This window comes from Cognatundibacterium jejuense (genome assembly GCF_014284255.1).
Lineage (GTDB): Bacteria > Pseudomonadota > Gammaproteobacteria > Burkholderiales > Burkholderiaceae_D > Undibacterium > Undibacterium jejuense.
On sequence record NZ_JACOFV010000007.1, the window covers coordinates 130,526 to 143,609 of the forward strand.

Sequence of the window (13,084 nt, forward strand, 5' to 3'; positions counted from 1 at the left end):
TTGCTGAATGCCCTTTTCACAAGACTGGCGAAAGCCAGTCTGTGCGTTCATCAGATCAGTAGAAACACATGCCCTCATTTATTGAACTCGGCTTATCCGAGGACATTGTTCGCGCCGTTAGCGAACAAGGTTACACATCACCAACCCCTATCCAGCTACAAGCTATTCCAGCTGTCATCAAGGGTGGGGACTTATTGGCTGGCGCGCAAACCGGTACCGGAAAAACTGCGGGATTTACCCTCCCGGTACTGCAGCGTCTATCGACTTCGCCAAACGCACCAAAAGACAAAGTTTCCAAACGCCCTATCCGTGCACTAGTACTGACACCGACACGCGAACTCGCCGCTCAGGTTCAGGAAAGCGTTGAAACCTACGGCAAATATGTTCCATTGACCTCTGGCGTGATTTTTGGTGGCGTTGGCATCAACCCACAAATCAAGTTACTTAAACACGGGGTCGATATTTTAGTTGCAACGCCTGGCCGCTTACTCGACCATCATCAACAAGGCACTATCGATTTACGTAACATTGAAATTCTGATCCTGGACGAAGCAGATCGCATGCTAGACATGGGCTTCATTCACGACATCAAAAAAGTGTTAGCGATATTGCCGCCTAAACGTCAGAATTTATTGTTCTCGGCCACTTTCTCTGACGACATCAAAGTTCTGGCTGACCGGCTGCTGAATAATCCGGAAATGATCGAAGTTGCTCGCCGCAACTCGACCGTGGAAGTGATAGCACAGAAGATTCATCCAGTTGACCGCGATAAAAAGCACCCACTGCTGGCGCATCTGATCAAGACACATCAATGGTCGCAAGTACTGGTGTTCACACGCACCAAACACGGTGCTAACAAATTGGTTGAACAGTTAGCTAAAGACGGTGTGGCAGCCATGGCGATTCATGGCAACAAGAGCCAGTCTGCACGCACCAAAGCGCTGGCTGAGTTTAAAGATGGCAGTCTGCCAGTGTTGGTTGCGACTGACATCGCTGCACGCGGCATTGACATTGACCAATTGCCACACGTGGTCAACTACGATTTGCCTAACGTACCAGAAGACTACGTACACCGCATCGGTCGTACCGGTCGCGCCGGTGCGACAGGTGAGGCAGTATCGCTAGTTTGTGTTGACGAATTTAAATTGTTGGCAGACATTGAGAAATTCATCAAGCGTCAGATTCCACAAGAGATCATTGATGGATTTATCCCCGACCCACACGCCAAAGCGCAACCTATCCAATTACGCAGTTTTGACGGTCGCGGCGGCAATCCAGGCGGGAGAAGCCCACGTCCACAGTCTGGCAATAAACCTGCTCAGGCACGCACGCCAAATCGCAGCGCACCCGCTGGCGCAGTACCTGCGCGCGAAGGCGGCAACAAGCCACGACCACAGGGAAATCGCCCAGCCGTAAAGCAATCGACCCCAAGACGCTCCGGCGGTCGCGGTAACGGTTAATCAGCCTTTCTCCAGGCAATAATTTCAGGGTAATAAATCAGGTAAGTTCTATCTGAGTTTATTACCCTGTTTTTATTTGGGCAGCGAAATTTATCAATACCTCCCGATCAGTGCTGCATTGCCAGATAAACGCCTGACGCCATCAAGCGAGGGCTTTGGTCGTTTATAATGTGCACTCAATGATGCTCTAGCGCATTTGCACATTACACATATCGCCAATAGCTAAACGCAGTATGAGCAAATTCAAAGCACAAAGCACACAGGCAGAGAAGCTTCACCTCAAAAAAACATCACCTGATTACAGTACAAAATAAGAACAATCACATGGTTACGAATGACAAAGCAGTAAGCCACACCCCAATGATGCAGCAATACCTGAACATCAAAGCGGAGCACCCAGATACCTTGGTGTTTTATCGCATGGGAGACTTTTATGAATTATTTTTCGGCGATGCGGAAAAAGTTTCGAGGATACTAGGCATTACGCTGACGCAGCGCGGCAGCTCAGGCGGCAATCCGATCAAGATGGCAGGCATTCCCTTTCACTCACTCGAACCGTATCTCGCCAAACTGGTAAAAATGGGAGAATCAGCGGCCATTTGCGAACAAGTCGGCGATCCGGCAACCAGCAAAGGACCTGTCGAGCGCAAAGTCATGCGCGTGATCACTCCTGGCACCTTGACTGATACCGATTTATTGCCGGAAAAGTCTGAACGCTCCCTACTCTCACTATGCTTACTGCAGCATCGTAAAACAGTCACCGTTGGCTTATCATGGTTGTCATTAGCAAGTGGTGCGCTGAAATTAATGGAATTCGCCACCGATGAAAAATCATTACTTCAACGCCTGCAACAAGAATTAGAACGCATCTCCCCGGCTGAGATTTTGATTTCCGCAGGCACACTATTACTGGACGAACATTATCAGGCATTACCAGGTAAATTTTCTGAAGTACCGGATTGGCATTTTGATGTCAAACAAGGGCAAAAATCTCTGCAAGATCAGCTAGGAACAAGCTCTTTGACTGGATTTGGCGCTGAAAATTTAAGCGCCGCAATTGGTGCATCAGGAGCGTTGTTACGGTATGCCGAAAGCACACAGGGGCGTGGTTTAAAACACGTCAACAGCTTGGCAGTTGAAAGTGAGCATGAATTTATTGGCCTTGATACCGCCACGCGCCGTAATTTAGAGATCACAGAAACCTTACGCGGACAAGAATCACCGACCTTATTCTCTTTGCTTGACCATTGCCGCACTGCGATGGGAGCTCGTTTATTGCGCCACTGGCTGCACCATGCTAAACGTGATCAGAGTATCGCACGTGCCCGACATGATGCAATCAAAGCGTTAATCAATGCTGATTCAGCCGATGGCCTTGCCACCACCCTGAACTCAGTTCCCGATATTGAACGGATTACTACCCGCATCGCTTTGCAATCAGCGCGACCACGTGATTTGTCCGGTTTGCGCGATGGTTTGCAACACTTACCCAATTTGCGCAATTACGTCAGCATGTGCATTGCTGACAATCAAACTAGCGTTCTGACTAAGATACTCGCGGACCTGGCAACGCCAGCGGACTGCCTTGACTTGCTAGAACGAGGCTTAATGCCTTTGCCTGCGACCATGGTCAGAGATGGCGGCGTGATTGCGACCGGCTTTGATAGCGAACTCGATGAGCTGCGTTCACTATCAGAAAATGCCGGACAGTTTTTGGTCGATTTGGAAGCATCGGAACGTGAACGTACCGGCATCGCCAATCTGCGCGTTGAATACAACCGCGTGCATGGCTTTTATATCGAAGTCACCAATGGTCAAACGGATAAAGTCCCTGAGAACTATCGCCGCCGTCAGACGCTGAAAAATGCCGAGCGCTATATCACGCCAGAATTAAAAGCATTTGAAGACAAAGCCTTGTCTGCGCAAGAACGCGCACTGGTGCGTGAAAAAATGCTGTATGAAAAATTACTGCAAGATTTATTGCCACACATCAGCCTGCTGCAAGCGATTGCTCATGCCATTGCAGAGCTTGATGCGTTAGTGAGCCTGACCGAACACGCAACTAAAAACAATTGGTGCGCACCACAATTGGTTGCCGAACCTGTCCTACAAATTCGTCAGGGCCGACATCCGGTGGTTGAAAATCAGATTGAACGCTTTATCGCGAATGATTGTGAGTTGTCACAGGAGCGTAAATTGCTGTTGATTACTGGCCCGAATATGGGCGGTAAATCAACCTTTATGCGTCAAGTGGCGCTAATCACCTTACTCGCCTACGTCGGCAGTTATGTGCCCGCCAATTCCGCCACAATCGGGCCTATCGACCGTATTTTCACTCGTATAGGCGCCGCTGATGATCTGGCAGGTGGACGTTCTACATTTATGGTGGAAATGACAGAATCAGCAGCCATTTTAAATGGCGCAACCGAAAACTCTCTAGTGCTAATGGATGAAGTTGGACGAGGCACCTCAACGTTTGACGGGCTGGCACTGGCGTGGGCGATTTCCAAGCATCTCATTCAGGTCTCGAAGAGTTTTACGCTCTTCGCGACGCATTATTTTGAGTTAACGCAATTACCAGATGTGCATCCAAGCGCAGAAAACGTACATCTTTCTGCGGTTGAGCACAAAGAAAACATCGTCTTCTTACATGCGGTACAAGCGGGGCCTGCCTCACAAAGTTATGGTCTGCAAGTCGCTCAATTAGCCGGTATACCGCAGACCGTAATACGCTCGGCACGCAAGCACCTGGCCGAACTCGAAGCACATTCTTTGCAATCAACACCGCAGTTTGATTTATTTTCAGCTACACCTGGCGTTGCAGCAATAGAGCAAGAAGTCGCTGAAGCGGAACCAGTCAATACGGAATTGGATGACGCCCTGACTTCACTGGATCCGGATACCATGACACCGAGAGAGGCTTTAGATGCCTTGTATGAGTTAAAAGTATTGCACAAACAAACACGCAAAGCCTAAAAAAGTAAAAAAGTAAAAAGTAAAAAGTAAAAAGTAAAAAGTAAAAAAAGCCGCATCTTGCGGCTTTTTACTTAAACAGCGAGCTACACGAAATTAGTGGATTGGATGGCTACGATATTCATTACCAGCGTCGTCATCTTCATCGTCGTCATGATGATGACCATGCGCACCGTGTACATGTCCATGAGCAATTTCCTCATCCGTTGCCGCACGCACGTCGTCAACTGTCAGGGAAAAGCGTAAAGCAATGCCCGCCAATGGATGATTTCCATCCAACACAACTTTATCATCGGCAATATCGGTCACAGTGAAAATATGCGCTTCTTCCTCTGAGGACTCGTCTGAATCTTCATCATCTTCAGGCATACCTTCAAATTGCATGCCTACTTCCAAAGGAGATGGGAAACGTGAACGAGGCTCAACTTTGACCAGTGCAGCATCATAATCACCAAATGCGTCTTCTGGATTTAATTGTAAAGTTGTCTCAAACCCAACTTCTTGACCTTCTAAGGCTTCTTCAATTTTTGGAAAAATATTGTCGTAGCCACCATGAAGATAAACCATAGGCTCTTGCCCCTCTTCAATCAGGTTATCTTGCGCATCTGTTAATTTATAACGCGCGGTAACCACTGAGTTTTTGACAATCTTCATACAAAGTCCTTAAAAAAATATTCATCCTTGATTATACCCGTCTGGAACAAGCATGAAGGCAAGCCTATAATGCTGATATGAAAAAAAATTCCACACCTCTACCGCTTCTGGGCGGACTCAGCGCCGATCAATTCTTCAGCGAGTACTGGCATAAAAAGCCGCTCGTGATCCGACAGGCAATTCCAGCATTCGCTCCTCTTTTGACACCAGCAGAGTTATTTGAACTCGCCGCACAAGACGATGTTGAATCACGCTTGATCAGTTTCTTCAAAAAACACTGGGAAATGAAAAACGGCCCAATTAATAAGCTGCCACTCAAAGAAAAAAAAGACTGGACGCTGTTAGTACAAGGCGTCAATCTGCATCACGAAGCTGCTGATAATTTACTGCGCCAATTCCGCTTCATCCCTGATGCAAGATTAGATGACCTGATGATCAGCTATGCCGCCGATGGCGGAGGCGTAGGTCCACACTTTGATTCCTATGACGTATTTTTGTTGCAAGCGCATGGCCAACGTCGCTGGCAAATCGGAGCGCAAAAGGATTTATCCCTCATCGAAGGCATGCCGCTAAAGATACTCAGCAATTTCACGCCAGAACAAGAATTCGTATTAGAACCTGGTGATATGCTGTATTTGCCACCGCAATATGCGCACGATGGCGTAGCGATTGGTGAGTGCATGACATATTCAATCGGATTCCGCGCGCCCTCCCATCAGGAGCTCGGTCAATCATTTCTCAATTTCATGTCCGACACTATTGAGTTACCAGGTCGTTATCAAGATCCGGAATTGCAGGCGACCAGCCACCCGGCTGAAATAAGCCAAGAGATGGTCGAAAAAATTGCCGCAGAAATTGCAAAAATTAAATTTTCTGAGGAAGATATTACGATTTTTATTGGCGAATATTTGTCCGAACCAAAATCAAATGTGTTTTTTGATTCACCAGAAAAACCACTAAGCCCTAAACGCTTTGCGCAAAACGCGCAAAAACGTGGTCTCAAACTCGCGCTAAAAACATCCATGCTCTACAAAGGCAAACATGTTTTCATTAATGGTGAATCTTTTGCAGTGCAAAAAGAAGACGCAAAATTATTAACCAAACTCGCCAACGACAGATGTTTAAGTGGCGAGGATCTAAGCGAGACAACCGAAGATGTCTTAGAGGCATTTTGTCTTTGGTATGAAGATGGCTGGTTGCAATTAGCATAAGAATTGTTGCTTTTCCGCACTTGCACAAAGACGAAAAACAACCAATTTCTGCAAAAATCCGGTAATTTCAGATTTAGATGCTTTCTTCAGTGCAAATTTTTAACAAAATAGAGGCAATTCGGCATCAATATCTATTCCATTGCCTGAAAAATCATTATAATCATGGGCTAGGAAACTTTCGGAGGTGCCGGTGCGATATTTTGCATTCGCATTCTTCGAGTAAGCCTATAGAGCGATAATTACCGGTAATTATTCATCGCAAAATTTTGATCTTATTTTTTTGATCTACTTATTGAAAGTACAAACATGAAAAAATCACTCTTGCTCGTATCCCTGTTGGCAATCGCTTTGGCAGCTTGTGGCAAAAAAGAAGAAGCACCTGCAGCATCCGCAGTTGCTCCAGCTCCAGCTTCAGCAGCAGTAGAAACACCAGCAGCAGCTCCAGCACCAGCTGCAGCATCTGACGCAGCTCCAGCTTCTGACGCAGCTCCAGCTGCTTCCGCAACAGCGGCACCAGCTTCCAAGTAATTTTTTATTGCTTGTAAAAAGCCGGCCAATTGGTCGGCTTTTTTTACGCCCTTTTACACCCTTTTACGCCCATATGCTGCGATTTTCAAAAACTAGATGATGGCAACATGAATTAGGCAAAAAAAAGCACGGCAGTTTTTGCCGTGCTTTTTCTATGAAACAATTGACTTAGAACGAATTATTTCAACTGATCCTGTAACAACTTCAGTATTTTCTCAGCAACCGCAGAAGAATCAGGTTTACCATCCACATCCTGAACAGATACATTACTCAGATCACCGCTCGCTGCGTTTTTAACGTAAACGCGATATTTTTGTGCATTTTTTGAAGCATCACTAGACGATCCAAACAATTTAGAGAAGAAGCCTTCGCTCGCGCCTTTGGTTTTAGCATCGATATCCTGATCAATATAACGAACAAAATATAAACCCTTAGAGCGATCCCTGTCTTCGACAGTAAATCCAACACGATCAAGCGCCAATCCTACGCGACGCCATGCACGATCAAAACCCTCGTCCACGGAAATATAGCTGACATCACCTTCTTTCAGCAATTGCGCATGCGGTTTAGCAGTTGGTGCAGCGGAAGCACTCACAGCAACCTTAGCCCCTTCGGCATCAGCGCCTAAACGCACCATCAAACGCGTCAGGAATTCAGCCTCAAGACCGGTATCCACGGGACGTGGCGTCCAGGCAGTACCGTCCTTTTGCGCTCCAGTCAACACCTCTTGTGCACCGCGATGGCTAATGTAGATTTCTACTTCGCCATTCGAACCACGCTCAAGGCGAGTCCGGAACTTATCACGCTCACCTGTCGAATACAATGAATCCAGCACCTTACCCAAGGTATCACGAATAATATCCTGAGGAATTTTTGCACGGTTTTCCGCCCAATCCGTCTCCATCACACCAGCCTCTTGATTTTCGACGTTGATTAAGAAACCCAAGTCTTGCCAAAAGTCTTTAATTTGCGGCCATAATGCTTCAGTCGAAGCACTTTTTATGACCAGATAACGTTGATTGCCATCGCGAACGATGCGCATATCTTTGACTTGGTTTGGTGCAATAACTGCACTGGAGACAGTCGCCTTATCACCTTTTTCGAGATTATACCCAGAGGCGGTTGCAGTTGATTTATTTGCTTCAGGAATTGCAAAACGACTATCACGGCGTATCTGCGTCAAATCTGGTGGAACTTCCAAAGAAACCGTCGTCGCTTTACCAGCGCTTTTGTAATCAATCTTGTTGGGTTCAACCAAATTACTGATTGAAGAACAACCAGACAATCCCACTAACGCTACCGCGCCGATGATCCCGTTTTTAGCAACAAAGCTTTTTGCCATGTGAAAGTCCCTACGAATTATTATCAATTAAAACGACTTAGAGCAAACGACTTGGTACCTGGTAACAAGTCGTTCAAGATGATGCTTATTGTAATACACCTGCCTCACGTAACGCAGCACGAACTACCTCATGATATTGCTCCGCCATAGGAACGAGCGGCAAACGAATACCTGAAGGAATCAATCCCATCTCCATCATTGCCCATTTTACAGGCAGTGGATTTGGCTCGATAAACAACTTATTATGCAAAGACAAGACGCGATTGTTAATCGCAATCGCTGCGTGCGTATCACCGCGCATTGCCGCCACACACATTTCATGCATAGCACGTGGTGCGACGTTGGCCGTCACGGAAATATTTCCCTTACCACCACAGAACATCAATGCCATTGCAGTCGCGTCATCCCCTGAGTAAACGGCAAAGTCGGCTGGCGCAAGACGAATCAGGTCAATGCCGCGCGCGATATTGCCAGTCGCATCTTTAACACCAATAATGCCTGGCACTTGCGCTAAGCGCAAAATCGTTTCATTGGACATGTCCGCGACAGTGCGTCCAGGGACATTGTACAAAATCACTGGGATATCAACGGATTCAGCAATTTTCTTGAAATGCTGATACATACCTTCCTGAGTCGGGCGGTTGTAGTACGGCACCACCTGCAAAGATGCATCTGCACCGATTTCTTTGGCAAACTTCGTTAAAGCGATCGCTTCAGCAGTTGAGTTACCACCAGAGCCAGCAATCACCGGTACGCGCTTATTCACATGCTCGACTGCAACACGAATTAATTCACAATGTTCTTCTGGCGAAACCGTTGGCGATTCGCCAGTGGTACCGACGATGACAATACCGTCCGTACCTTCAGCAATATGCCAATCAATCAGTTTGCGCAAGCAAGGCAAATCAAGACTGCCATCAGCATGCATAGGGGTCACAATAGCAACCAGACTTCCCTGTATCTTTGTCATGTTAGTGCACGAAAAAAGTAAAACCCCGATTGTAGCGGATAGACTGCAAATCGGGGCGTAAATAGCTGGAATTCAGATTCAAACTTTTCAACTAAATTGATCCAACAGGCCTATAGATGATCAAACACAGATGAAAATGCTGCTTTACGCGCACAAATGCGCTGCACCATGGCGTCTTTCGGCTTAGAAACAAACCCCTCTTCATAAGCAATGACCTGCATTTGCACCTGAGCATTAGAACGCATTTGCTCCAAAAGTTCACCCGGACTTAATAAAAAAGCCGGGTTGGATGGCTTACCAAACTCTGCATTTCCTTGTGCAAAGGTCTCGTAGATGAGCACACCATCTGGTTTTAAGCTTGCCAACAAATACGGAAATAATGGGCGATGCAAATAATTACAAACAATGATCGCTGAAAACATGTCGTCGGAAAATGGCCAATTCGCAGTTTCAGCATCTGGTTCAAGATCATGCTGAATGACATTTGCACCTCGCGCTGATAAGGCCGGCAGCATCGCGGGATTTTTATCCAACGCTATTACAGCATACCCCGAAGCCAACAACCAATGCGTATGACGTCCACTACCGCACGCCACATCCAACACCTGTCCCGTGGGCAGTAAATGAGCAAAGCGCTGCACCCACGGTGACACCAGCACATCTGCCGCCGCAGCACGCTCTACCGAACTATGAGTAGAAATGGCAGTCATCTTTTAGACGGGAATGCCCAATAGCAATGCAAACGGCGTGATCAACAGCTTCAATATGAAGTTGGATAACATCATCACAGGCAACAGCCAGAATTGCAGCCAATGTATCATCACCAAGCCCATCACGATAAAAAAACCGTAAGGCTCAATCTGGGCAAATTTATAGGCGAGCTTGTTCGGCAAGAGACTCACGAGAATACGACCACCATCGAGGGGCGGAATAGGAAACAAGTTAAATGCAAGCATGACCAGGTTGGTTAGTACGCCAGCATTTGCCATCTTGATGAAAAAGATCTCCTCGATGTTTGCAGCCTGCAGAACAACGCCAAACAACAGCCAGAAAAACGCCATCACGAAATTAGCGCCAGGACCCGCCAACGCAACCCAAGCCATATCGCGCTTAGGATTTTTTAAGCGGGAAAAATTAATAGGTACAGGTTTCGCGTAACCAAACAGAAATGCACCACCTGTCGCCACATAAAGCACAGCAGGGATGATAATCGTGCCAAACGGATCAATATGCACTAAAGGATTAAGGCTGACCCGCCCCTGACTAAACGCTGTGGTATCGCCAAAATATTTCGCTGCAAAGCCATGCGCCGCTTCATGCAAGGTAATCGCAAATATTACTGGCAAAGCGTAGATCAGAACCGTTCTGATCAACTCACTAAAATCATTCATAAAGTACTTTTAAAATTTTTATAAAAAAAGGAAGCTTAGCTTACCTCATCCTAGCTTACAGACCAAACATACTGACATCTCCCCTGCCCTGACGAATTAACTCCGGCACGTCTCCTGTCATGTCAATCACTGTTGTCGGTGTGAGGCTACAAGGGCCACCATCGATAATAAGATCAATTTGCTTCTCAAGGCGTTCGCGAATGATTTCGGGATCGGTAATGGGTTCATCATCGTCTGGCAAAATCAAAGTTGTTGCCAATAAAGGTTGGCGCAACTCTTCCAACAGAGCATGGGTAATTTTATTTTCCGGCACACGCAAGCCTATCGTTTTACGAGAAGGATGGCTTAACCGCCGCGGGACTTCTTTGGTCGCCTCCAGAATCATCGTGTAAGGGCCAGGCGTTGCCGTTTTTAACATACGATATTGACGATTATCGACCTTCGCATACAAAGCAATCTCGGATAAGTCGCGACACAACAGTGTTAAATGATGCTTCTCATCTACACCTCGGATACGTCGCAGTCGGGTCACCGCCTCTTTATCATCCAGATGACAAACCAGGGCATAGCACGAGTCAGTAGGCACGGCAACGATGCCGCCACCATCAATAATTTGTACCGCCTGCTTAATCAAGCGCAACTGCGGATTATCAGGATGAATTTGGAAAAATTGGCTCATAAAAGAATAAAGGCGGTAGCAATCGCTACCGCCATGAAAGTGAATGCAAGATTACTTTAGACTTTGCAATGCGGCAATACGTGCTTCCATCGGTGGATGGGAGGAAAACAATTCCGACCAACCCGCTTTATCACTAATGCCAGCAGCTGCAATCGATTTTGGCAACTCGCCTGGCTGCATGCCACCCAGCCGCGCTAACGCATGAATCATCGGCTGACGATTACCAAGCAAGCGCGCAGACCCAGCATCGGCACGGAACTCACGTTGACGTGAGAACCAGGCAACGATCACCGATGCACCAATACCAAAAATGATTTCGCACACAAACACAGTAATCATGTATCCAATACCTGGGCGGTCATCATCACCATTACGGAAAAATGTTTTATCGACCAAATAACCGACAACGCGAGCCAAAAATACCACAAACGTGTTGACGACACCTTGAATCAAAGTCATTGTCACCATATCGCCGTTGGCAATATGCGCAACTTCATGACCAAGAACAGCCTCAACTTCTTCCTTAGTCATACTTTGCAGCAGTCCAGTCGATACCGCTACTAAAGCGGAATTTTTGAAAGCACCGGTCGCAAATGCGTTTGGTTCACCTTCATAGATTGCCACTTCTGGCATTTGGATTTCTGCACGCTCGGCCAGCATACGAACGGTATTCACTAACCACAGTTCGGTAGAAGACGATGGCGAATCAATAACACGCGCTCCAGTTGACCACTTGGCCATTGGTTTGCTGATTAATAAGGAAAAAATAGCGCCGGTAAAACCTACCACCAGTGAAAATGCCATTAAGGTACCCATCTGCAAACCATTGGCAGTCAGAAATCGATTAACTCCCAATACAGATAAGACAATAGACATCACTGCCATCACGGCAAGGTTAGTCAATAAAAATAAGACGATGCGCTTCATATAGTTTCTCCAGTGCAGGAAAAATAAAAATCCTGCCAGAAAGATATGGTCAAAACAAGAAAATTCAAGCGTGCTCAAACCAAATCAAGCGGAAAACCAGTTTTCCCATACGGGCTTGGATGACTTTGGCATTGCTGGCAACTTGCCAATATCGACCTCTGCATCGTCCGGAGAATGAAAATCCGAGCCCCGCGACACCAAAAAGCCGTATTGATTGGCGATTTTCGTATATTCCTCGTATTGATCAACGCTATGACTTCCGGTAACAGTTTCTATCGCCACACCACCAAGAGTTTTAAATTCTTTGAAGAAACTATCATAAGCAATGGGCGTCAAATCGTAACGCCCAGGATGAGCAACAATTGCCACGCCACCTGCTCCACGTATCCAAGACACCGCCTCCTCTAACGTAGCCCAGCGGTGTGGGACGTAACCAGGCTTACCTTCAGACAGATATTTCTTAAATGCATCAGATACTGAAGAACAGGCGCCGATTTCTAAGAGATAACGGGCAAAATGGGAGCGAGAGATCAGATTGGGATTGCCAACATATTTAAGCGCCCCTTCGTAGACACCTTCAATGCCAGCGCGCTTAGCCAGATCCGCTGACATATCACGCGCACGACGCTCGCGCCCTGAACGGGTTTTTGCCAGACCTTGGTTCAGGTCATGATTATTTTCATCAATATTCAGACCAACGATGTGGATGGTCTTCCCGGCCCAAGTAATGGATATCTCGACGCCAGTGACAAACCGCAAGTTCAATGCGGCAGCCGCCGCGCGCGCCTCGGGAATACCACCGAGCTCATCGTGATCCGTCAAGGCCCAGACATCTACGCCATTTGCCTTTGCTCGGGCGGCAAGCATTGACGGTGACAACATTCCATCAGAAACGGTCGAATGACTATGGAAATCAACATTGAGGCTTAAAGCGGACATAATGGGTATC

The 13,084-nt window shown here is 46.9% G+C and carries 12 protein-coding genes; 4 read left to right on the forward strand and 8 right to left on the reverse strand.

Annotation, left to right across the window (positions count from 1 at the left end):
- The first annotated feature begins 68 nt into the window (after nucleotides 1–68).
- A complete protein-coding gene (locus H8K32_RS09290; RefSeq protein WP_186912212.1) occupies nucleotides 69–1,460 on the forward strand; it encodes a DEAD/DEAH box helicase in 1,392 nt (463 codons plus the stop codon).
- A 324-nt stretch (nucleotides 1,461–1,784) separates the two neighbouring features.
- Entirely contained in the window at nucleotides 1,785–4,436 is a 2,652-nt protein-coding gene (gene mutS, locus H8K32_RS09295; RefSeq protein ID WP_246447236.1) for a DNA mismatch repair protein MutS, read from the forward strand.
- Between the two features lie 93 nt (nucleotides 4,437–4,529).
- Here mutS and H8K32_RS09300 read toward each other — a convergent pair whose 3' ends face one another.
- Complete coding sequence (locus H8K32_RS09300; RefSeq protein WP_186912213.1) at nucleotides 4,530–5,087, reverse strand: FKBP-type peptidyl-prolyl cis-trans isomerase; 558 nt, start codon at nucleotides 5,085–5,087, stop codon at nucleotides 4,530–4,532.
- A 77-nt stretch (nucleotides 5,088–5,164) separates the two neighbouring features.
- Here H8K32_RS09300 and H8K32_RS09305 point away from each other — a divergent pair, with 77 nt between their 5' ends.
- Together H8K32_RS09305 and H8K32_RS09310 are read left to right on the forward strand one after the other, a co-directional pair.
- On the forward strand, nucleotides 5,165–6,298 hold the full coding sequence (locus H8K32_RS09305) for a cupin domain-containing protein (RefSeq protein WP_186912214.1): 1,134 nt from the start codon (nucleotides 5,165–5,167) through the stop codon (nucleotides 6,296–6,298).
- Between the two features lie 306 nt (nucleotides 6,299–6,604).
- On the forward strand, nucleotides 6,605–6,826 hold the full coding sequence (locus H8K32_RS09310; protein WP_186912215.1) for a hypothetical protein: 222 nt from the start codon (nucleotides 6,605–6,607) through the stop codon (nucleotides 6,824–6,826).
- Between the two features lie 178 nt (nucleotides 6,827–7,004).
- On the opposite strand, the gene bamC is transcribed toward H8K32_RS09310, so the two are convergent.
- From bamC to H8K32_RS09345, 7 genes are all read right to left on the reverse strand, one after another.
- A complete protein-coding gene (gene bamC / locus H8K32_RS09315; protein WP_186912216.1) occupies nucleotides 7,005–8,168 on the reverse strand; it encodes an outer membrane protein assembly factor BamC in 1,164 nt (387 codons plus the stop codon).
- 85 nt (nucleotides 8,169–8,253) lie between these two features.
- Nucleotides 8,254–9,138 (reverse strand): 4-hydroxy-tetrahydrodipicolinate synthase, encoded by an 885-nt coding sequence (gene dapA / locus H8K32_RS09320; protein WP_186912217.1) that lies wholly within the window; start codon nucleotides 9,136–9,138, stop codon nucleotides 8,254–8,256.
- Nucleotides 9,139–9,248: 110 nt separating this feature from the next.
- A complete protein-coding gene (locus tag H8K32_RS09325; RefSeq protein ID WP_186912218.1) occupies nucleotides 9,249–9,848 on the reverse strand; it encodes a class I SAM-dependent methyltransferase in 600 nt (199 codons plus the stop codon).
- A gap of 3 nt (nucleotides 9,849–9,851) precedes the next feature.
- Nucleotides 9,852–10,529: a site-2 protease family protein gene (locus tag H8K32_RS09330; protein ID WP_186912219.1), complete on the reverse strand. Its 678-nt coding sequence runs from the start codon at nucleotides 10,527–10,529 to the stop codon at nucleotides 9,852–9,854.
- Nucleotides 10,530–10,584: 55 nt separating this feature from the next.
- Nucleotides 10,585–11,208, reverse strand: coding sequence for an L-threonylcarbamoyladenylate synthase (locus H8K32_RS09335; protein WP_186912220.1), 624 nt, complete (start codon nucleotides 11,206–11,208; stop codon nucleotides 10,585–10,587).
- Between the two features lie 51 nt (nucleotides 11,209–11,259).
- A complete protein-coding gene (gene htpX, locus H8K32_RS09340; RefSeq protein ID WP_186912221.1) occupies nucleotides 11,260–12,135 on the reverse strand; it encodes a protease HtpX in 876 nt (291 codons plus the stop codon).
- Nucleotides 12,136–12,219: 84 nt separating this feature from the next.
- Nucleotides 12,220–13,074, reverse strand: coding sequence for a 3',5'-nucleoside bisphosphate phosphatase (locus H8K32_RS09345; protein ID WP_186912222.1), 855 nt, complete (start codon nucleotides 13,072–13,074; stop codon nucleotides 12,220–12,222).
- Nucleotides 13,075–13,084 lie beyond the last annotated feature (10 nt).